This window comes from Spirillospora sp. NPDC052242, assembly GCF_040679555.1.
GTDB lineage: Bacteria > Actinomycetota > Actinomycetes > Streptosporangiales > Streptosporangiaceae > Spirillospora.
This window is the reverse complement of sequence record NZ_JBFAUZ010000005.1, coordinates 22,400-43,026: the sequence shown is the minus strand read 5'-3', so window position 1 is coordinate 43,026 and position 20,627 is coordinate 22,400. Positions and strand designations below refer to the sequence as shown.

General features: G+C 74.9%; 20 protein-coding genes. 13 read left to right on the top strand and 7 right to left on the bottom strand.

Annotation, left to right across the window (positions count from 1 at the left end; genetic code table 11):
• Positions 1-2 precede the first annotated feature (2 nt).
• The 9 genes from AB0L25_RS05605 to AB0L25_RS05565 all read left to right on the top strand — a co-directional run bounded on the left by AB0L25_RS05605 (position 3) and on the right by AB0L25_RS05565 (position 8,840).
• The gene (locus tag AB0L25_RS05605; protein ID WP_500168975.1) at positions 3-950 is read left to right on the top strand and encodes a CpaE/TadZ family protein; all 948 of its coding nucleotides are present in this window, start codon (positions 3-5) and stop codon (positions 948-950) included.
• Positions 950-2,248, top strand: a complete 1,299-nt coding sequence (locus AB0L25_RS05600) for a TadA family conjugal transfer-associated ATPase (protein WP_500168973.1) — start codon at positions 950-952, stop codon at positions 2,246-2,248. Before AB0L25_RS05605 ends, AB0L25_RS05600 begins: the two co-directional genes overlap by 1 nt.
• A complete protein-coding gene (locus tag AB0L25_RS05595) occupies positions 2,238-3,245 on the top strand; it encodes a type II secretion system F family protein (RefSeq protein WP_500168971.1) in 1,008 nt (335 codons plus the stop codon). Before AB0L25_RS05600 ends, AB0L25_RS05595 begins: the two co-directional genes overlap by 11 nt.
• On the top strand, positions 3,242-4,159 hold the full coding sequence (locus tag AB0L25_RS05590; RefSeq protein ID WP_500168969.1) for a type II secretion system F family protein: 918 nt from the start codon (positions 3,242-3,244) through the stop codon (positions 4,157-4,159). Before AB0L25_RS05595 ends, AB0L25_RS05590 begins: the two co-directional genes overlap by 4 nt.
• 63 nt (positions 4,160-4,222) lie before the next feature.
• Entirely contained in the window at positions 4,223-4,444 is a 222-nt protein-coding gene (locus tag AB0L25_RS05585; protein WP_500168967.1) for a hypothetical protein, read from the top strand.
• A 5-nt stretch (positions 4,445-4,449) separates the two neighbouring features.
• Positions 4,450-4,890: a TadE/TadG family type IV pilus assembly protein gene (locus AB0L25_RS05580; protein WP_500168965.1), complete on the top strand. Its 441-nt coding sequence runs from the start codon at positions 4,450-4,452 to the stop codon at positions 4,888-4,890.
• Positions 4,887-5,324, top strand: coding sequence for a TadE family protein (locus tag AB0L25_RS05575; protein WP_500168963.1), 438 nt, complete (start codon positions 4,887-4,889; stop codon positions 5,322-5,324). Before AB0L25_RS05580 ends, AB0L25_RS05575 begins: the two co-directional genes overlap by 4 nt.
• The gene (locus tag AB0L25_RS05570) at positions 5,321-5,767 is read left to right on the top strand and encodes a TadE/TadG family type IV pilus assembly protein (protein ID WP_500168962.1); all 447 of its coding nucleotides are present in this window, start codon (positions 5,321-5,323) and stop codon (positions 5,765-5,767) included. Before AB0L25_RS05575 ends, AB0L25_RS05570 begins: the two co-directional genes overlap by 4 nt.
• A gap of 91 nt (positions 5,768-5,858) precedes the next feature.
• Positions 5,859-8,840, top strand: a complete 2,982-nt coding sequence (locus AB0L25_RS05565) for an AfsR/SARP family transcriptional regulator (RefSeq protein ID WP_500168960.1) — start codon at positions 5,859-5,861, stop codon at positions 8,838-8,840.
• A 22-nt stretch (positions 8,841-8,862) separates the two neighbouring features.
• On the opposite strand, the gene AB0L25_RS05560 is transcribed toward AB0L25_RS05565, so the two are convergent.
• The 4 genes from AB0L25_RS05560 to AB0L25_RS05545 form a co-directional block, all read right to left on the bottom strand.
• Positions 8,863-10,053 (bottom strand): YncE family protein, encoded by a 1,191-nt coding sequence (locus AB0L25_RS05560; RefSeq protein WP_500168958.1) that lies wholly within the window; start codon positions 10,051-10,053, stop codon positions 8,863-8,865.
• A gap of 87 nt (positions 10,054-10,140) precedes the next feature.
• Positions 10,141-11,205 carry an NYN domain-containing protein gene (locus AB0L25_RS05555; RefSeq protein ID WP_500168956.1) on the bottom strand — a complete coding sequence of 355 codons (1,065 nt, stop codon included), beginning with the start codon at positions 11,203-11,205 and terminating at the stop codon, positions 10,141-10,143.
• 112 nt (positions 11,206-11,317) lie between these two features.
• Complete coding sequence (locus AB0L25_RS05550; protein ID WP_500168954.1) at positions 11,318-11,560, bottom strand: acyl-CoA carboxylase subunit epsilon; 243 nt, start codon at positions 11,558-11,560, stop codon at positions 11,318-11,320.
• Between the two features lie 102 nt (positions 11,561-11,662).
• Positions 11,663-13,255: an acyl-CoA carboxylase subunit beta gene (locus AB0L25_RS05545; protein ID WP_500168952.1), complete on the bottom strand. Its 1,593-nt coding sequence runs from the start codon at positions 13,253-13,255 to the stop codon at positions 11,663-11,665.
• A gap of 134 nt (positions 13,256-13,389) precedes the next feature.
• Here AB0L25_RS05545 and AB0L25_RS05540 point away from each other — a divergent pair, with 134 nt between their 5' ends.
• Both AB0L25_RS05540 and AB0L25_RS05535 read left to right on the top strand, forming a co-directional pair.
• Positions 13,390-15,972 carry a phosphoenolpyruvate carboxylase gene (locus AB0L25_RS05540; RefSeq protein WP_500169238.1) on the top strand — a complete coding sequence of 861 codons (2,583 nt, stop codon included), beginning with the start codon at positions 13,390-13,392 and terminating at the stop codon, positions 15,970-15,972.
• Positions 15,973-16,034: 62 nt separating this feature from the next.
• The gene (locus AB0L25_RS05535) at positions 16,035-16,388 is read left to right on the top strand and encodes a DUF4190 domain-containing protein (RefSeq protein WP_500168950.1); all 354 of its coding nucleotides are present in this window, start codon (positions 16,035-16,037) and stop codon (positions 16,386-16,388) included.
• A gap of 226 nt (positions 16,389-16,614) precedes the next feature.
• Here AB0L25_RS05535 and AB0L25_RS05530 read toward each other — a convergent pair whose 3' ends face one another.
• The gene (locus AB0L25_RS05530) at positions 16,615-17,391 is read right to left on the bottom strand and encodes an enoyl-CoA hydratase/isomerase family protein (RefSeq protein WP_500168949.1); all 777 of its coding nucleotides are present in this window, start codon (positions 17,389-17,391) and stop codon (positions 16,615-16,617) included.
• 49 nt (positions 17,392-17,440) lie between these two features.
• Here AB0L25_RS05530 and AB0L25_RS05525 point away from each other — a divergent pair, with 49 nt between their 5' ends.
• Both AB0L25_RS05525 and AB0L25_RS05520 read left to right on the top strand, forming a co-directional pair.
• Positions 17,441-18,298, top strand: a complete 858-nt coding sequence (locus AB0L25_RS05525) for a biotin--[acetyl-CoA-carboxylase] ligase (protein ID WP_500168947.1) — start codon at positions 17,441-17,443, stop codon at positions 18,296-18,298.
• Between the two features lie 90 nt (positions 18,299-18,388).
• Complete coding sequence (locus tag AB0L25_RS05520; RefSeq protein WP_500168945.1) at positions 18,389-19,414, top strand: adenylate/guanylate cyclase domain-containing protein; 1,026 nt, start codon at positions 18,389-18,391, stop codon at positions 19,412-19,414.
• Between the two features lie 25 nt (positions 19,415-19,439).
• Here the strand turns inward: AB0L25_RS05520 and bfr are convergent, their stop codons facing one another.
• Together bfr and AB0L25_RS05510 are read right to left on the bottom strand one after the other, a co-directional pair.
• A complete protein-coding gene (gene bfr, locus AB0L25_RS05515) occupies positions 19,440-19,937 on the bottom strand; it encodes a bacterioferritin (RefSeq protein WP_500168943.1) in 498 nt (165 codons plus the stop codon).
• A gap of 131 nt (positions 19,938-20,068) precedes the next feature.
• Entirely contained in the window at positions 20,069-20,488 is a 420-nt protein-coding gene (locus AB0L25_RS05510) for a (2Fe-2S)-binding protein (RefSeq protein ID WP_500168941.1), read from the bottom strand.
• Positions 20,489-20,627: the final 139 nt, after the last annotated feature.

The window sequence follows — 20,627 nt, the reverse complement described above, 5'->3', positions numbered from 1 at the left end:
CCGTGGCCGTCATCGCGCTCGCGGCCGACAAGGGGGCGCCCGGCGTCACCACGGCCGCCGTCGCCCTCGGCGCCGTGTGGCCGCGCCCGGTGCTGGTCGCCGAGTGCGACCAGGCGGGCGGCGACCTCGTGTACCGGCTGCCCGCCGCCGAGGAGGCCGGGAACGGCGGCATCCTCAACCCGTCGCGGGGGCTGCTCAGCCTCGCCGCGACGGCCCGGCGGGGCCTGCGCCCCGACCAGATCGCCGAGCACTGCCAGCGGCTCGTCGGCGGCCTCGACGTCCTCGTCGGGATCACCAACGCCGAGCAGGCGCAGGCCATGACGTGGCTGTGGGGGCCGCTCGGCCGGGCGTTCGCCGGGCTCGACCCCGTGGACGTCATCGTCGACTGCGGGCGGCTCGGCGCCGGCTCCCCGCTGACCGACCTGCTGCGCGAGGCCGACCTCGTCGTGCTGCTCACCCGCGCGACCCTCGAACAGGTCGCCCACCTGCGCGAGCGCGTGTCCGCGCTGAGCGCCGAGCTGCGCGGCGGCCCGCCGCTCGGGGTGCTCGTGCTCGCCGACCCGCGCGACTTCCGCGGCTCCGTCGCCGAGGTCGACCGCATCATCGCCGGGGCGGCGCGCGCCCGGGACCGGACGAACGACGCCGCGTCCGGCGGGCCCGGCGCGTCCGGCGAACCGGGCCCGCCCGCCCCGCCCGTCACCGTCCTCGGCGGGCTCGCGCTCGACCCCAAGGGCGCCGACCTGCTCGCGGGCCGCTGGGGCGGGCGGCTGGACCGCTCGCTGCTGATCCGCTCGGCGCGCGAGGTCGCGGGTGAGCTCGCCGGCCGGGTCGCCGCGTCCCCGCGCCGCGACGCCGCCGCGCGGCCCGGCCCGATCACCGCGCAGGCCCCGCCGCCGCAGGCCGAGGACGTCCCGGGTCCGCGCGCGCCGCAGGCCGAGGGGAGGCGCTGATGGACCACGGGCTCGTCAAACGGCTCCGGCAGGAGGTCGGCGACCGGCTGGCCCAGCAGCGCCGCCTCGACGCCGCGCACGGCCTCGCCCCCATGTCCGGCGAGGACGAGCGGCAGTTCGCCCGCGCGCTGATCGGCCAGGTCCTCGAGGAGTTCGCGCGCGGCGAGATCACCTCGGGACGGCGCCCGCCGAACGCCGACGAGGAGGAGGCCCTCGCCGCGGGCGTCCACGCGGCGCTGTTCGGCGTCGGCCGGCTCCAGCCGCTGCTGGAGGACCCGGAGATCGAGAACATCGACGTCAACGGCTGCGACCGGGTGTTCATCGGGTACGCGGACGGGCGGGAGGTGATGGGCGAGCCCGTCGCGGAGAGCGACGAGGAACTGGTCGAGCTGATCCAGATCCTCGCGGCCTACAGCGGCCTGTCGTCCCGCCCGTTCGACACCGCGAACCCGCAGCTCGACCTGCGCCTGCCGGACGGGTCGCGGCTGTCGGCGGTCATGGACGTCACGGTGCGGCCCGCGCTGTCGATCCGGCGCGCGCGGCTCGGCAAGGTCTTCCTCGCGGACCTCGTGGGGAACGGCACGTTCAACCGGGAGCTCGGGCTGTTCTTCCGCGCGGCGGTGCTGGCCCGCAAGAACATCATGATCGCCGGAGCGACGAACGCGGGGAAGACGACGCTGCTGCGGGCCGTCGCCAACGAGATCCCGGCGCACGAACGCCTCATCACCGTCGAACGGGCCCTCGAACTCGGGCTCGACGCGTTCCCGGAGCTGCACCCCAACTGCGTCGCGTTCGAGCAGCGGCTCCCGAACTCCGAGGGGCAGGGCGCGATCTCGATGGCCGAGCTGGTGCGCCGGTCGCTGCGGATGAACCCGTCCCGGGTGATCGTCGGCGAGGTGCTCGGCGACGAGATCGTCACGATGCTGAACGCGATGACGCAGGGCAACGACGGGTCGCTGTCGACGATCCACGCGAACTCGTCCGTCGAGGTGTTCAACCGCATCGCGACGTACGCGATCCAGTCGGAGGAGCGGCTCCCGGTCGAGGCGACGCACATGCTCATCGCGGGCGCCATCGACTTCGTCGTGTTCATCGAGAAGCGCAACGAGTACGCGCACGGCGGGCGGCTGCGCCGGTTCGTGTCCAGCGTCCGCGAGGTGACGGGCGTGGACGGCCGGGTGCTGTCCTCGGAGGTGTTCGCCCCCGGACCGGACGGGCACGCGATGCCCGCCGCGCCGATCACCTGCATCGACGAGCTGGCCCAGTACGGCTACGACCCGTCCGGCGGTGCGTGGTGAGCGCGCGCCCGGCCGCGTGCGGGGGCGGTCGCTGATGGTCACGCCGGACGTGCTGCTCGCCGTCCTCGCCGGGGCGCTGACCGGCGGCGGGGTCCTGCTGCTGGGCGTCGCGCTGCGCGGCCTGCCCGCCCGGCCCCGCCCCGCGAAGGGCCGCCGCCGCGCGGACCTCGCCCGCACCCTAACCACCCGCACCGCGCTCGCCGTCCTCGCCGGGACGGCCGTGCTGGTCGTCACCCGCTGGCCGATCGCCGCCGTCGGGGCGGGCCTGCTCGTCCTCGGCTGGGACGGCCTGGTCGGCGGGGCCGCCGAGGAGCGGCGCGGCATGGCGCGGCTGGAGGCCCTCGCCGGGTGGACCGAGTCGCTGCGCGACACCATCGCGGGCGCCGTCGGGCTGGAGCAGGCGATCCCCGCGTCGCAGCGCGCCGCCGCGCCCGTCCTCCAGCGGCCGCTGCGGGAACTGGTCGACCGGCTGCACACCCGCGTCCCGATGCCGGAGGCGTTGCGCCGCTTCGCCGACGACCTCGACGACCCGTCCGCCGACCTGGTGATCGCCGCGCTGATCCTGAACGCGAAGCTGCGCGGGCCCGGGCTGCGCGACATGCTCGGCGCGCTCGCGACGTCCGCCCGCGCCGAACTCGACATGCGGCGCCGCGTCGAGGCCGACCGCCGCTCCACCCGCCGGTCCGTCCGCATCGTCGTCGGCGTCTCCGTCGGCACCGCGATCGGCCTCGCCGTGTTCAACCGCTCGTACGTCGAACCGTACGACGACCTGCTCGGCCAGCTCGTCCTGTGCCTGGTCGTCGCCCTGTACGCGGCGGCGTTCGTGTGGTTGCGGCGGCTGTCGAAGTACGAGCTGCCCGCGCGGTTCCTCAGCGAGCCCCGCAACGCGCCCCGCCCGGGCGTCCCGGGGGAGGTCCCGAGCACGGTCGCGGGCTGGCAGACGGAGCCGCTGCGGGGACGGCACGCGATGGACGCCGGGGGAGGTGGGGGCCCGTGACCGCCGCGCTCGCCGCGGGCGCCGTCGTCGGCGCCGGCCTGTACCTGCTGGTCCGGGCGCTGTTCCCGGCGCGGCCCGGCCTCGCCGCGCGGATGGCCGCGCTGGACGCCGCGCGCCGCCGCGACCTCGACGCGCCGCCGCCCGGCCGGATCTCCCCGACCCTCGAACGGGTCGGCGGGCTGCGCGCCCGGCTCGGCGGCGAGCTCGCCCGGTTCTGCGAGGCGCGCGGCTGGCGGCTGCACTCCGTCCGCGCCGACCTGGCGATCACCGAGCGGTCGCTGGAGGCGTTCCTCGCGACGAAGTTCCTGCTGCCCGCCGCCGCGCTGCTGTTCGCCCCGCTCGTCGTCGCCTACTTCGCGCTGCTCGGGCTCGGCACGTCCGTCCAGATCCCGGTGTGGATCTGCGGGCTGTTCGCGCTGCTGTTCTTCTTCTTCCCCGACCTCCAGCTCAAGCAGGAGGCGCAGGCCCGCCGCCAGGACTTCCGGCACGTCGTCGGCGCGTTCCTCGACCTCGTCGCGATGAACCTCGCGGGCGGGCGCGGCGTCCCCGAGGCGCTCGTCAGCGCCGCGAACGTCGGCGAGGGCTGGGGGATGCACCGCATCCGCGAGGCCCTCGGCAACGCCCGCATCACCGGACGCACCCCCTGGCAGGCCCTCGGCCGCCTCGGCGAGGAGCTGGACGTCGCGGAACTGCGCGACCTCGCCGGGGCGCTCGCCCTCGTCGCCGACGACGGCGCGCAGATCCGCAAGTCGCTCGCCGCCCGCGCCGCGTCCATGCGCAGCCGGGAACTGTCGGAACTGGAGGGCAAGGCCGGCGAGCGCTCCCAGTCGATGCTCGTCGCGCAGCTCTTCCTGTGCGCCGGGTTCCTCGTCTTCCTCGCGTACCCGGCGCTGATGCGGGTGCTGAGCGCATGAACCGAACGTCTCGACCGGAACCGTGAACCGAACCCCGACATCCGCCCCCCTGGAGGTGCAGCGATGAGGCCGCCGAACCCGATGAACGACCCGTCCGTCGTCTACCTGCGCGCCCTGCTCGACGACCGGCTCGCCCGGTTGCGCGACGAGGACGAGCGCAGCCGCGGCGCGTCCGCGATCGAATGGGCGATCATCACCGCGATCCTCGCCGCCATCGCGATCGCGATCGGCGGGATCATCATGCAGAAGGTCCAGGACAAGGCCAACAGCATCAACACGGGCTGACCGCGGTGCGGCGGTTCGTCCGGCGCCTCGGGACGAACGACTCCGGGGCGTCGTCGATGGAGCTCGCGCTGCTCACCCCGGTGCTCATCCTCGTCCTGCTCACCGTCGTGCAGTTCGCGATGGTGTTCCACGCGCGGCACGTCGCGCTCGCCGCCGCGCAGTCCGGCGCGCGCGTCGCCCGGACCGCGCCGCCCGGCGGCGGCTGGGAGGGCGCCGCGGTGGCGCGGGCGGAGAGCGACGTGCGCGAGGTCGGCCCGAACCTGCTCGAGGGGCTGTCGGTCACGGCCGGCGAGGCGAACGACGAGCGCTGGGTCGAGGTGCGCGGCGAGGCCGTGGCCGTCATCCCGTTCATGACGTTCCACGTGTCGCAGCGGTCGCAGGGGCCCATCGAGTGCTTCCGGCCGGACGTCGGCGAGGGCACCTCCTGCGCGGGGGGCGCCCCGTGAACCCGCGCGCGCGGATCGCCGACCGGGGGTCGATGTCGCTGGAGATGGTGCTGGTCACGCCCATCTTCGTCGCGTTCCTGCTGATCCTCGCGGGCGCCGGGCGGCTCGTCGACGCGCAGAGCCAGATGGACGGCGCCGCCCGCGACGCCGCGCGCGCCGCGTCCATCGCGCGCAGCGCCGCGTCCGCCCGCGCCTTCGCCGCCGACACCGCCGCCGCCGGGCTGCGCGGCACGTCCTGGTGCGCGGGCGGCCCGAGCGTCCGGACGGACGTGTCCGGCTGGGGCCCCGGCGGCCGCGTCGTCGTCGAGATCGCGTGCGACGTCGACCTCGGCGACCTCGCGTTCATCGGCCTCCCCGGGACCAAGCGCCTCGTCGGCCGCGCCGTCGCGCCCGTCGACACCTACACCTACCGGGGCGGAGGCGGCGGCCTGTGACGACCATCGACCGCTCCGGCGCCGACGCGTCCCGCGATCGGGGGACCGTCTCCCTCTACGTCGTCCTGTTCACGCCCGTCGTCTTCCTCCTCGCGGGCCTCCTCGTGGACGGCGGCCTCGCCATCCACGCGCGGCAGCGCGCCGCGGACATGGCCGAGCAGGCCGCCCGCGCGGGCGCGAACGAGATCGACCTCGCCGCGCTGCGCGCGACCGGCGAACCCGTCGTCGACCCCGGCCGCGCCCGCGCCGCCGCCTGCGAACTGCTCACCGCGTACGGGGACGAGGTGGCGGGCGCGGACTGCGCGGCGTCCACGCAGGAGGTGACCGTCACCGTGCGGATCACCGTCCGCCCGCAGTTCCTCGCGATCTTCCCGGGCTTCGGCGAGTTCACGATGACGTCGGACGCCACGGCACGTCCGGTCACCGGGGCGGACGACCTATGAGCAGACGACCGGTGAGCAGACGACCTATGAGCAGACGACCCATGAGGCGCCGTTCTACGATGTCGAGCACGTTCAGGGACCGGAGAGCGCCATGGTGACGCGGCACGGGCACAGGCGGGTGCGGGGGCGCAGGAGCGCGGGCGACGTCCTCGCCGGGATCGGCGCGCTGATCGCGCTGGCGGCGCTGCTCGCCGGCGTCCCGTTCGCGCTGCTCACCCTGTTCGGGTCGCCGATCCCGGCGGAGCCGCCGACACTGGACGACCTCACCCGGCGCGTCGGCCCCGGCTCCCTGATCACGATCCTCGTCGCGCTCGTCTGGCTCGCGTGGCTGCAGCTCGCCGTCTGCGTGATCGTCGAGGTGTACGCGGGCGTCCGCGGCGTCGGCGTCCCCGCCCGGGTGCCGCTCGCGGGCGGCACGCAGTCGCTCGTGCACCGGCTCGTCGTCACCGCGCTGCTGCTGTTCACCACGGCGACCGCGATCGTCCCCGCGTTCTCCGGCGGCGGGCTCACGCAGGGACCGCCCGTCCAGGCGCAGTCGCAGGAGTTCCACCGCGCGCCGGACCCGGCGGCCGCGCGCCCCGTCGCGGCGACGTCCCCCGACACCGGCGGGGCGGCGCTCACGGCGGAACCGATGCAGAAGGCCGCGACGACGAAGATCTACCGGGTGCAGCCGCCCGAGGGCCGCCACCACGAGAGCCTCTGGGAGATCGCCGAGAAGTGCCTGGGGGAGGGCCGGCGGTACAAGGAGATCTACGAACTGAACAAGGGGCACGTCCAGCCCGACGGGACGCGCCTGACGATCGCGAGCCTCATCCGTCCCGGGTGGATCCTGGAGATGCCCGCGGACGCGAAGGGCGCGCAGGTCGTCCCGGCCGAGGACCTCGCCGAGTACTACCGGTACGGGCACGCGGTCCCCGACGGGCCGAAGCCGGAACCGGAGCCCGAACCCGCCCCGGCGGCGCCCGCGCCCGACGCGCCCGCGCCGGAGGCGTCGGCGCCCGCGGCACCGGCGCCCGACGCGCCCGCCGACCCGGCGCCCGCCGACCCGGCGCACGGGGAGGAGGCGCCGCGCCCCGCCGAGGACCCGCCCGCGTCCGTCCCGCCGTCCGGCGAGATGACGGGCGGCGCGGGCAGCGGCGGCGCGCCCGTCCCCGGCCAGCGGGACGCCGCCGACGACGCCGGACGGGACGGGCCCTCGCTCGACCTCGACCTCACCTTCGACCTCGAATGGCCGCAGGGCCTCGCCGTCGCGTCGCTGCTCGCCGCCGGGGTGCTCACCGCGCTCGGCCGCCGCCGCCGCGCGCAGATGTGGCACCGCGCGTTCGGCCACATGATCGTCCGGCCGCGGGGGCGGGCCGCCGAGGCGGAACGGGCGCTGCGGTTCGGCGCCGACGACGACGGCGCCCGGCTGCTCGACCTCGGCCTGCGGCACATGTCCAAGTCGATGGCGGCGGGCGGCCGCGCCATGCCCACCGTGTTCGGGGTGCACCTCGGGCGCGGCAGCCTCGACCTGTGGATCGCGCCCGCCGACCGCAACCCGCCCACGCCGTGGGAGGCGTACGACGACGGCCAGGTGTGGCGGCTGCGCGCCGACGCGATGCCCGGCCTGGAGGCGTCCGACCTCGCCGACGTCCTCGCCCCCTACCCGGGGCTCGTCTCCATCGGCACCAACGCCAACGGCCGGATCCTCGTCGACCTGGAGGCCGCGCACGGGCTCATCGCGCTGCGCGGCCCGGAACCGGTGCGCCGCGCGGCGCTCGCCGCGCTCGCCCTCGAACTCGCCACCAACCGCTGGTCCGACCACATGCGGATCACGCTCGTCGGGTTCGACAACGAACTCGGCGAGGGCCTCACCGAGATCGCGCCCGACCGGGTCCGGGCCGTCCCGCACCTGTCCGACGCCCTCCCCGAACTGGAGGGACGCGCCGAGGAGGTGCGGCAGGCGCTCGCCGCGTCCGGCGTCGACTCCGTCCTCACCGGACGGTGCCGCGGCGTGTTCGGCGAGGCGTGGATGCCGCACTACCTGATCATGGCCGACCAGCCGGGGCCCGAGGACGCCGAGCGGCTCGTCGCGCTCGCCCGCACCGGCACCCGGATGGCCGCCGGGTACATCGTCCCCGGCGACGTCCCGGGCGCCACCTGGACGTGGGACCTCGACGAGGCGGAGCGCCTGCACGCGGGCGTCCTCGGCTTCGACGTCGACGCCCAGCTCGTCACCGACGACCAGTACCGCGGGGTGTTCGAGCTGTTCCGGGCGGCGGGCGCCGTCGAGTCCGTCCCGCTGCCCGACGCGGGCGAGCCGCCCGAGGTGCGCGAGTCGTCCGTTGACATCCGGATCCTCGGGCCCATCGAGGTCGTCGCGCCCGGCCCGATGGACGAGAGCCGCCGCGAGCTGTGCACCGAGCTGCTCATCTTCCTCGCCGCGCACCCGAACGGGGTGCACCCGACCGTCCTCGCGGGGGCGATCTGGCCGCGCGGCGTCAGCGCGGGCGTCCGCGACGCCTGCGTCGCCCGCGTCTCCGACTGGCTCGGCCGGGACGCGCGCGGCCGCCCGAACCTGTACTACGACGAGCGCGGCCGCATCCGGCTCGGCTCCGAGGTCCGCGTCGACCTCGCCGTGTTCCGCTGGCTGGTGTGGCGCTCCGCCGCCGAACCCGCGTCCGAGGCCGCCTACATGTCGTACGCGCTCGACCTCGTGCGCGGGCCGCTGCTCGCCGACCGTCCCCGCGGCCGGTACTCGTGGCTCGCCGGGCACGACCTCGAGTACGAGGCCGCCGCCCGCATCATCGACGTCGCGCACCGCCTCGTCGTCCTGCGCCTCGACGAGGGCGACGCCCGCGGCGCCGTCGCCGCCGCGCGCGCCGGCCTCCGCCTCGCCCCCGAGGACGAGGGCCTCTGGCGCGACCTCCTGCGCGCCACGCACGCCATGGGCGACCACACGCAGGTCCGCATCGCCGTCGACGAACTCCGCACCCGCCTCGGCCGCGACCCCCTGTTCGACCGGCTGCAGCCCGAGACGGAGGCCCTGATCGAGGAACTCGTCCCCGAATGGACCCGCGCCCCCGCCCGCTGACCCGTCCCGTCCGGCGGGGCGGTCAGCGGTAGAGGCCGGTGCCGCCGAGCGAGTAGCGGCCCGGCTGCGGGTGGACGACCAGGGACGTCGGGCGGCCGGCCACCCGGACGCGGTGCATGACGCGGCCGGTCGCGGTCGAGACCGCGTACACGACGCCGGACGGCGCGGCGAGCCACAGCGCGGACCCGTCGGACGACACGCCGCCGAGGATCGGGGCGGCGCGGCCCGGCAGCGGCCAGCGGGCGGCGACGCGGCGGGACCGGAAGTCGATCGCGGCGAGGACGTCGCGGCCCGCGACGAACAGGCGGCGGGCGTCGCGGCTGACGGCCAGCCCCGCGGCGCCCCGCGAGGTGGGCAGGAAGCCGGCGGCGGCGAACGTCGCCGCGTCCACCAGCCACACGCCGCCGTTCGCGGCGTCCGCGACGTAGAACGCGCGCCCGTCGGGGGAGAGCCGGACGTCGCCGGGGCGGGCCCCCGCGGGCAGCCGCAGCGTCCGGGCGACGCGGCGGCCCGCGACGTCCACGGCGACGAGGGCGCCCGCGGCGGTGCAGGACGCGACGAGGCGGCCGTCCGGCGCGAAGTCGGCGTGCCGCGCGGCGCACGGCAGCGGGATCGCGGCGCGCGGCGCCATCGTGCGGGGGTCGCGGATCCCCACCCGGCGGGGCCACCGGGACAGGACGAGCGCCAGCTCGCCGTCCGGGGTGAAGTACAGGCCCGCGGGGTCGGGCACCGGCACGGCGCGCCCGCGACCGGCGGGGCCGACCGGGACGAGCGCGCCCCGCCGGGTGTCGGCGGCCCACAGGCGGCGCATGTCCCAGGACGGGACGACGCGTGCGGCGCCGCCCGTCGGGAGCCGGTCGACGACGCGGAGCCGGAGCGGGTCGACGACGTCGAGGGTCGGGCCGGTGGCGACGTACAGGCGGCGCGGCAGGTTCCGCGCGGCGGGCGCGAGCATGCCGGCGCCGGTGGCGGCGTACACCCGGCCGCCGGTGGGCGCGACGGGCGGTGCCGCGTCCCGCGCCGGGCGGGGCGTGCGGAGCTCGACGTACGGCGCGGCGCCGCCGAGGCCCACGACCGGCGCGTCCGGGCGGCCCTCGCCGGGGCGGTGGAACGGGACGGGCGACTGGCAGGCGGCGGCGAGGGCGGCGGTCACCGCGAGCGCGCCGCCCAGCGGCGGCGCGGTGCGGGCGCCGCGGCGTCGCCGTCGAAGCATGGCCCCTCACCCCCGGCGGGGACGTTACCGGGCGGCGACGCGCCGTGTCCGTGCAATCGCGAAACGTGTACGGCGGACGGGGCGTGCCTAGTCGGACTTGCCGATGCCGATGCCGAACTCTCGGTACACGCGCTCCCAGAAGCCGTCCCGCAGCCAGGTGCGGGCCTCCTGGTAGGGGCGCAGGGAGCCGCCGAGCTCCTTCTCGGCCTCGATCAGCAGCTCCTTGTCGATCACGGGCGGCAGGATCGGGCCGGGGAGCAGGTCGCGGATGTTGTCCCGGCCCCGCTCGAAGATCCACTTCTGGGCGACGTGCTCGCCGATCTCGAGCATGTGGTCGCGGTCCGGGCCGAGCCGGCCGTCCGACTGCGTCCCGGCGGTCGTGTTCATGGACGCCGCGACGGTCGCGGGCGTCGCGTTCGCCGCGGGCACCGGGACGGCCCCCGCCCGGACGGCGGCCGCGGCGGCCGCGGGCTTCACCGCCGGGGGACGTCCGGCGAACACCTGGGACGGGGACGGGACGGGGCTGGTGCGGCGCTCGGCGGCCTCGCGGACCGCGGCGGCCGTGCCGGGCGCGGGCACCGGCAGGACCTTCGCCTTCGTGAAGTACGGGCGCAGGAAGTCGGCGGGCAGCACCTCGACCGTGTCGGACTCCCAGACGAGCCACTCGGCCTGGTTCGACCCGTGCGTCGGCTCGACGCCCCACAGGTGCACGCGGACGCCGTACCGCTGGGCGGCCTCGACGGCGGGCAGCATGTCCTCGTCGCCCGCGAGCAGCACCGCGTCGGTGATCGCGCGGTGCCGGGCGAGGGCCTCCAGGTCGGCGCGGAGCTGCGCGTCCACGCCCTTCTGCTGGCCCTGCGCGTTCAGGTTGCCGAGCCGCAGCTTCACCAGCGGCAGGTTCGCGATGACCCGCTGGTCGACGGTCGGCTGCTTCTTCGGCGCCGCGTCGAACCAGTACACGCGCAGCAGCTCGCCGAGCAACTGGTCGTCGGCATGGCTGGTCAGCGCCTTGATCAGCTTCTCGGCGGCGACCCGGTACTCGCGCCGGGAACCGCAGCCGAGCAGCAGGGCCCCGGAGGCCGCGAAAAGGTACCCCGCGTCGACGAAGATGGCGTAGCGCGCGGGCTGTGGGACGAACTCCGAGGTGGCCATGGCCTTCCACCCTATTCGTGTGGAGGGCCGCACTGGGCGCGAACCACGGTTACATGTCGTTTCGGCCGGTCGGCGGGTGTGTCGCCCGCCGACCGGCCGATCGCGGGCGTCGTCAGCGCGGCAGCGCGCTGGCCCGCCAGGCCCCCGGACCGCGCGGCGGGACGGCCGTGCCCGCGGCGCCGCGCACCAGCCGGGACCGGTCGGCCCAGCGGGACGGACGGGCGGGGCCGCGGCCGTCGCGGGCCGCCGCGGCGGCCGCCGCCCGCGCGGTCAGCACGGCGACGAGCGCCGCGACCTCCTCGGGCGTCGGGTCACCGCGTACGACCTGCAGAAACGGTTTCGGTTCAGCGGTCACGCGTCCTCCTTGCTTCCGGCCGGGCCGAAAACGGGCGGCGGGTGGCGCGCCGGGCGTGTCGCGCCGGGTGCCCCGGCCGTCCGGTGCGTCCCGTCCGTCCGGTCACAGCGGGATGTTCCCGTGCTTCTTCGGCGGCAGCGTCTTGCGCTTCTCCCGCAGCGCCCGCAGCGCCCGGACGACCTGCCCGCGCGTCTCCGACGGCTTGATCACGTTGTCGACGTAGCCGCGCTCGGCCGCGATGTAGGGGTTGGCGAGCGTGTCCTCGTACTCGGTGATCAGCTCGGCGCGGCGCGCGTCCGGGTCGTCGGCCGCGGCCAGCTCCTTGCGGTACAGGATGTTCACCGCGCCCTGCGCGCCCATCACCGCGATCTGCGCGGTCGGCCACGCGAGGTTGATGTCGGCGCCGAGGTGCTTGGAGCCCATGACGTCGTACGCGCCGCCGTACGCCTTGCGGGTGATGACCGTGACGAGCGGGACGGTCGCCTCCGCGTACGCGTACAGCAGCTTCGCGCCGCGCCGGATGATCCCGCCGAACTCCTGGTCGGTGCCGGGCAGGAACCCCGGGACGTCCACGAACGTGAGCACCGGGATGTTGAACGCGTCGCACGTCCGGACGAACCGGGCGGCCTTCTCGGACGCGTCGATGTCGAGCGTCCCCGCGAACTGCATCGGCTGGTTCGCGACCACGCCGACCGAGCGGCCCTCGACGCGGCCGAAGCCGACGATGATGTTCGGCGCGAAGAGCTCCTGCACCTCCAGGAACTCGCCGTCGTCGACCACGTGCTCGATGACGGTCTTCATGTCGTACGGCTGGTTCGGCGAGTCGGGGACGAGCGTGTCCAGCTCGTCGATCGTCTCCGCCACGTCCACCGGGACGTCGAATGCGGGGGCGTCCGACAGGTTGTTGGACGGCAGGTACGACAGCAGCGCCTTGACGTACTCGATCGCGTCGTCCTCGTCGGAGCCCCGGTAGTGGGCCACGCCCGACTTGGAGTTGTGCGACGTCGCGCCGCCCAGCTCCTCCATCGTCACCTCTTCGCCGGTGACCGTCTTGATGACGTCCGGCCCGGTGATGAACATGTGGGACGTCTGGTCCACCATGACGATGAAGTCGGTGATCGCGGGGGAGTACACCGCGCCGCCCGCGCACGGCCCCATCACCAGCGAGATCTGCGGGATCACGCCGGACGCGTGCACGTTCCGCTTGAAGATCTCCGCGTACAGGCCGAGCGCGACGACGCCCTCCTGGATCCGCGCGCCGCCGGAGTCGTTGATGCCGATCACCGGGCAGCCGGTCTTGACCGCGTGGTCCATGACCTTGCAGATCTTCTCGCCGAACACCTCGCCGAGCGATCCGCCGGAGACCGTGAAGTCCTGGCTGAACACCGCGACCGGGCGCCCGTCGACCGTCCCGTACCCGGTGACGACGCCGTCCCCGTACGGGCGGTTCTTCTCCATCCCGAAGTTGGTGGAGCGGTGCCGGGCCATCTCGTCGAACTCCACGAAGGAGCCGGGGTCGAGCAGCGCGTCGATCCGCTCCCGGGCGGTCATCTTGCCCTTCGCGTGCTGCTTCTCCACGGCACGGGCCGATCCAGCGTGGACCGCCTCGTACCGGCGCCGTTCCAGGTCCGCGATCTTGCCCGCCGTCGTGTGGATGTCGTAGTCCAGGGCGGGTTCAGGGGCTTCCATCGCCATGCGGGCCAGAGTAACCGGACGCTGATGATCGGGATGCGGGCGGGGCCCGTTGACCGGGATGAACGCGCCGGGACACCGCCTCGTTAGGCTTGGTGAACGTGGCTACGAACACGCGTGAGATCCTCCGGCAGGACATGCCCGAACCGCTGCGCAACGACGTCCGCCTGCTGGGCGGCATGCTCGGCGACGGGCTCGTCGAGTACGGCGGGCAGGGCCTGCTGGACGACGTCGAACGGCTCCGGCACGCGGTGATCGCCGCGCGCCGCGGCGAGCTGCCCGGCGACGAGGTCGCGGCGATCGTCGACGGCTGGTCGCTGGAACGCGCCGAGGAGGTCGCCCGCGCGTTCACGGTGTACTTCCACCTGACGAACCTCGCCGAGGAGCACCACCGCATCCGCACGCTCCGCGAGCGCGACACCGGCGACACCGCCCCCGGGTCGGTCGCCGCGGCCGTCGCCGAGATCGCCGACGCCGAGTTCCTCGCCGGCCTGGTCGACGGCCTGGAGTTCCGGCCGGTGTTCACCGCGCACCCCACCGAGGCCCGGCGCCGCGCCGTCGTCACGTCCATCCAGCGGATCAGCGACCTGCTCACCCGGCTGAACGCCGGCCCCGGCGCGGGCGAGCGCGCCGAGATCGAGCGGACGCTCCGCGAGGAGATCGACGTCCTGTGGCGGACCGCGCTGCGCCGCGGCACCCAGATGGACCCGCTCGACGAGGTCCGCACCGCGATGGCCGCGTTCGACGAGACGATCTTCCGGGTCGTCCCGCACGTGTACCGGGCCCTCGACCGCGCCCTCGCCGGCGCCGGCACCGGCACCCGGCCCCCGGCCGCGCGCCCCTACCTGCGCTTCGGGAGCTGGATCGGCGGCGACCGCGACGGCAACCCCTACGTCACCGCGCAGGTCACCCGCGACGCGATCATGATCCAGGCGGAGCACGTCCTGTCCGCGCTGGAGGCGACGTGCGCCCGCATCGGCCGCGAGCTGACCGTCCACGAGAGCACCACGCCGCCCTCGGCGGCGCTGCGCAACGCCCTCGCCGCCGCCCGCACCGCGCAGCCGTCCCGCAGCCGCCGGATGGCCAAGCGCTCGCCCGGCGAACCGCACCGCCAGTTCCTGCTCTACGTCGCGGCCCGCATCGCCGCGACCCGCGACCGCGACGCCGACCTCGCCTACGCGTCCCCGGACGACCTCCTCGCCGACCTCCGCACCGTCCAGGAGTCCCTCGCCGCCGCGGGCGCGAAGCGGCAGGCGTACGGACGCGTCCAGCAGCTGATCTGGCAGGTCGAGACGTTCGGCTTCCACCTCGCCGAGCTGGAGATCCGGCAGCACTCCGAGCTGCACGAGCAGGCCCTCGCGGAGATCCGCGCCGGCGGCGAGCGCTCGGAGATGACCGAGGAGATCCTCGAGACCCTCCGCGTCGTCGCGTGGATCCAGCAGCGGTTCGGCGTCCGCGCCTGCCACCGCTACGTCGTGTCGTTCACCCGCTCCGCCGACGACGTCGCGAACGTCCACGAACTGGCCGCGTCCCTCGGCGAGCAGGCGCCCGTCCTGGACGTCGTCCCGCTGTTCGAGACCGGCGAGGACCTCGACCGCGCCCCCGAGATCGTCGACCGCATGCTCGGCATCCCGGCCGTCCGGCGCCGCCTCGACGACACCGGCCGCCGCCTGGAGGTCATGCTCGGCTACTCCGACTCCGCGAAGCAGCTCGGCCCGGCCGCCGCCACCCTCCGCCTGTACGACGCGCAGGAGGCCCTCACCGCGTGGGCGTCCAAGAACGGCGTCGCGCTGACCCTCTTCCACGGCCGCGGCGGCTCCCTCGGCCGCGGCGGCGGCCCCGCCAACCGCGCGATCCTCGCCCAGGCGCCCGGCTCCGTCGGCGGCCGGTTCAAGGTCACCGAGCAGGGCGAGGTGATCTTCGCCCGGTACGGCCACCCCGAGATCGCCAAGCGGCACGTCGAGCAGGTCACGAGCGCCGTCCTGCTGGCGTCCACCGACGCGGTCCAGGACCGCGCCCGCGAGGCCGCCGCCCGGTACCGCCCCCTCGCCGACCGTATCGGCGCCGCCGCCCAGACCGCGTTCCGCTCCCTCATCGAGACGGACGGCTTCGCGACCTGGTTCGCGCGCGTCAGCCCCCTCGAGGAGATCTCCGAGCTGCGCATCGGCTCCCGTCCCGCCCGCCGCAAGGCCGCCCGCGGCCTGGAGGACCTGCGCGCCATCCCCTGGGTGTTCGCGTGGACGCAGACCCGCGTCAACCTCCCCGGCTGGTACGGCCTCGGCAGCGGCCTCGCCGCCGTCTCCGACGACGGCCGCGACCTCACCGCGCTCCGCGAGGCGTACGAGGCGTGGCCGCTGTTCAACACGCTGCTCGACAACGCGGAGATGAGCCTCGCCAAGTCCGACCGCGCGATCGCCGAACGCTACCTGGCCCTCGGCGGGCGGCCCGACCTGTCCGAGACCGTCCTCGCCGAGTACGACCGCACGCGCTCGCTCGTCCTCGCCGTCACCGGCCACGAGCGCCTGCTGGAGAACCGCCGCGTCCTGTCCCGCGCCGTCGAGCTGCGCAACCCCTACGTGGACGCGCTCTCGCACCTCCAGCTCCGCGCCCTCAAGGCCCTCCGCGCGGGCGTCGCCGACGAGGACGAGCGCGCCCACCTGGAGGAACTCCTGCTCCTGTCCGTCAACGGCGTCGCCGCCGGCCTGCAGAACACCGGCTGAGCCCCCCGCACGGTGGGGCGGACCGGCGCCGCCCCGCCGTGCGGCACGCCATACTTCGGTGGGTGAAACACCCCTCAGGCCCGGAGGGCCACCTGAAGCCGCCGCCGCACTACACGGCCGAAGTGTCGAAGGACGCCATCGGCCGTATAACGCCCGCCCCATCGGCACCCCACGGCCCGGCCGCCGCCAAGGGCAAGTCGCCGGCCCTGGCGGTGGCGGCCGTCTGCCTGTTCCCCCTCGGCGTCCCCGCGGTCGTCTGCGGCCACCTCGCCCGCCGCCGCTGGCGCAAGGGCGAGGTCACCATCGACATGGTCGACGCCCGCTCCGTAGCGCTGTGGGGCATGGTCATGGGCTACATGATGACCGCGCTCTACCTGCTGGTAGCGGCCACGGCCGCCTGGACCCTCCTCACCTGACCCCGGCCTATGGGTGCCCGAGTGCCGCATGGCGTTCAGGGGACCGCATACCGCGGCCACGGGCACGCTTCGCGCGGCCGTAGGCGCCCGGCGCCGGAGGTCGCGCGAAGCGCGGAGCCGGGCGACCGGAGCGTGCGTACGACCGCCGAACGATCCTCGCGCGCTTGCACAGCACGCGAGGATCGCCCGGCGACCAACGGGGGTTCCAGGGGGTCGCCCCCCTGGGTCAACTGGGCCAGTTGGGCCTTCGCTTTTCGTTGAAGGCGGCGATTCCCTCGGCGCGGTCCGGGGAGAGGACGGCGGTGCGCCAGGCGTTCTCCTCGATGTCGAGGGCGGCTTCGAGGGGGACGCCGCCGCCCTGGCGGAGGGCGCGCTTGGCGGCGCGGACGGCGACGGGGGAGTTGCCCGCGATGACGGCGGCGAGGGCGCGGGCCTCCGCGCGGGCGGAGCCCGCGGGGACCTTGCGGTCGGCGAGGCCGAACTCGAGGGCCTCCTCGACGCCGAGGCGGCGGCCGGTGAGGACGAGGTCGGCGGCCTTGCCGGGGCCGAGGCGGCGCAGCGCGAGCTGGGTGCCGCCGCCCGCGGGGATGAGGCCGACGCCGACCTCGGGGAGGCCGAACACGGCGGACTCGTCCGCGACGATCAGGTCGGCGGACAGGGCGATCTCGCAGCCGCCGCCGAGCGCGTAGCCGTGCACGGCGGCGACGACCGGCTGCGGGAGGTTCAGGACGCCGCCGAACGCGGCGCGGAAGACCGGGCGCTGCGCGAGGATCTGCGCGTCGGTCATCGAGTTGCGTTCCTTGAGGTCCGCGCCCACGCAGAACGCCTTCTCGCCCGCGGCGGCGACGACGACCGCGCGCACGGACGCGTCGGCGGCCACCTCGGCGCACACGGCGGCGAGCCGGCGGGCCATCGCGGTGGAGAGGGCGTTGAGGGCTTCCGGTCTGTCGAGCACGATCTCGGCGACGTGCTCGTGGTCCCGCACCAGGGTCACTCCGTCCATGCCCGCACCCTAGACGGCGCTCCCGGGGCCGGTGATGTTGGATGGGTACGTGAGCGACTCACCGTACGGGGACCTGGACCGGCCGCCGCTGCACGAGGCGGCGCTGCACCGCGCGCTCGTCCGTCCGGACGGGCTGTGGCGCGAGGTCCGGGTGGTGGAGGAGACCGGGTCGACGAACGCGGACCTGGCGGTGCTGGCCCGGGAGGGCGCGCCGGAGGGGACCGTGCTGGTCACCGAGCTGCAGACGGCGGGGCGGGGACGGCTGGGACGGCCGTGGCAGGCGCCGCCGCGGTCGGGGCTGATGTTCTCGATGCTGGTGCGTCCCGGGGTGCCGGTGGCGCGGCTCGGGTGGCTGCCGCTGCTGACGGGCGTCGCGGTGGCGACGGCCGTCCGCCGGATGACCGCGTGGTCGCAGGACGCGGAGTCCGGGGACGTCGCGATCGACGTCCGGTTGAAGTGGCCGAACGATCTGCTGGTCGGGGAGCGGAAGCTGGCCGGGATCCTCGCGGAGCGGGTCGACGGCGGACTCGTCGTGGGCGTCGGGCTGAACGTGGGGCTGCGGGCGGAGGAACTTCCCGTGCCGACGGCGACGTCGCTGGCGATCGAGGGGGCGCCGCTGAGCGACCGGGCGCCGCTGCTGCGCGCGATCCTGCGGGAGTTCGCGACGTGGTACCGGGAGTGGACGGCGCTGGACGGCGATCCGGAGCGGAGCGGCCTGCGCCCCGCGTACAAGGAGCTCTGCGCGACGCTCGGGCGGACGGTGCGGGTCGAGCTGCCCGCGGACGAGCGGTTGACGGGCGCCGCGCGGGACGTGGACGAGTCGGGCCGGCTGGTGGTGTCCGGCCCGTCGGGCGACCGGGCGGTCAGTGCGGGCGATGTGGTACACGTCCGGGGGACGGACGGGTGAATCGCCCGGCGATCTGCCACGATATGTCCTGGTACCGGACCACGACGCCGCCGGCGGAGCCCACCGCGCCGGTGCACTGAGGGGCGGAGGATGGCACCCGGATTGCCGGATCCGAAGGAGATCGAGGAGCTCCTGCTCGGCGGCGAGCTGCGCTACACGCGCGTGGACGCCGTCCGCCGGTCGGGGGTGTCCCGGGAGTTCTCCGGCCGGATCTGGCGCGCCTTCGGCTACCCGACGATGCCCGACGACGCCGTCGCCTACACCGAGGGCGACGTGGACGCGCTGTGCCGGATGCGCCGCCTGGTGGAGGACGGCGTCCTGGACGAGGAGGGCGTGATCCGGCTCGTCCGGGCGTTCGGGCAGACGATGACGCGCCTCGCCGAATGGCAGGTCAGCCTGCTGCGCAGCATGATCAGCGAGGACCCGAACGAGACGCCGTCCGCCGAGGCGCTCAACGCGATCGTGGGGATCGCCGAGTCGCACATCGGGGAGTTCGAGCCGCTCGTCCTGCACGCGTGGCGGCGGCAGCTCGCCTCGGCGGGGACGCGCGCGCTCGCGGCGGCGGCCACCCGGGAGAACGGCGACTCGGCCGGACGCCCGATGACCACCGTCGGGTTCGCGGACATGGTGTCGTTCACGCAGGTCAGCCGGGAACTGAACGAGATCGAGCTGGCGCGGGTCGTGGAGTGGTTCGAGGAGTCGACGTCGGACATCATCGCGGCGTGCGGCGGCCGGGTGGTCAAGACGCTCGGCGACGAGGTGCTGTTCAGCGCGGAGTCGCCGCGGGTCGGCGCGGAGATCGCGCTGACGGTCGCGGCGGCGATCCAGGACGAGACCGAGGTGCCGGACGTCCGGGTCGGCGTGGCGCACGGGCCCGTGCTGCCGCTGATGGGGGACGTGTTCGGCACCACGGTGAACCTGGCGGCGCGGCTCACGTCGCTGGCCCGGCCCGGGTCGGTGGTGATCGACGCCGAGCTGGCCGCGGCGCTGGAGAAGGACCCGGCCTACGAGGTGACCCGGATCGTGCGGCGCCCGGTCCAGGGCCTGGGGATCATCCAGCCGTACGTGCTGCGGCGGAACCCCAAGCCCCCGGACACCGCCGCGGGCCGCACCTGACCCGCGGCATCGCGCGCCGGGCCGGTCAGGCGGAGCTGGGGCCGTCGTCGCCCGGGGAGCCGGTGAGCCGCTGCAGGTAGTTCTGCTCGCCGAGGGCGTCGACGAGGCTCAGCTCGGTCTCCAGGTAGTCGATGTGCTGCTCCTCGTCCTCGAGGATGTGCTCGAAGAGCCGCGCGGAGGTGATGTCGCCGCGCGAGCGCATCAGCTCGATGCCGGGCACCAGCCGGGCGACGGCCTCCTTCTCGATCTCCAGGTCGGCCTTGAGCTGTTCGATGACGGTCTGCCCGATGCGCAGCGTGCCGAGTTTCTGGTAGTTCGGGAGACCCTCGAGGAACAGGATGCGGTTCGTGAGGTGCTCGGCGTGCCGCATCTCGTCGATGGACTCGTCGCGGGTGTGCTTGGCGATCCGGGTGAAGCCCCAGTTCTCCTGCATCTTCGAGTGCAGGAAGTACTGGTTGATCGCGGTGAGCTCCGCGGTGAGCTGCTCGTTGAGGAGATTGATGATGTCCTTGTCGCCTTCCATGCGGCCATACTGACATGACCGAGCGGCACCTGACAGCACTGACCCGGGTGCTTGTCCGTTTCGCACGGTTTGTAGGCGCCTGGTCCGGGGATTCCGGGATGGGCGCTCGCCGCTGTTCGGTTAGGGAAGGCTCAGGCCGCCGTGGGCGGTGCGGTCCCCCTCTCGACCTGGTCGGACATCATGGGGTCGGACGCCGCCGGCCGCTCGGCGAGCGGGTCGGCGACGAACGTCTCGGGGGCTCCGGGGCCCGGCTCCGCCGTGACGGGCGTCACGGTGCCGGGGGTCACGGTGCCGGGGGTCGCGGTGCCGGGCATCGGCGGCGCGGGCTCGGGGACGGCGGCCAGCGGGAGCGGCCCGCCGGTGAGGGCGTCCACCAGCTCGCTCGCGGTGCGGTACTCGCTGACCAGCGCGGAGATCCGCCGGGTGCACGAGCCGCAGCCGGGCTTCATGCCGCACGCGGCCTTGACGTCCTTGACGGTGGCGCACGTACCGTTCGCCATGCAGCCGTGCACGTCGTCCTCGGTGACGGCGTTGCAGATGCAGACGTACATCCGGTTCGGGCCTTCCGTCCGACTTCACGTTCCGGGCCTGACCTGGGGCTCTTAGGGAGTCCTCATTAAGGTAAGGCTCCCCTAAGGTAGCCCACGGATGTCCGTTCTGACCAGAGGACTCCCGATCGGTGTGATCCAG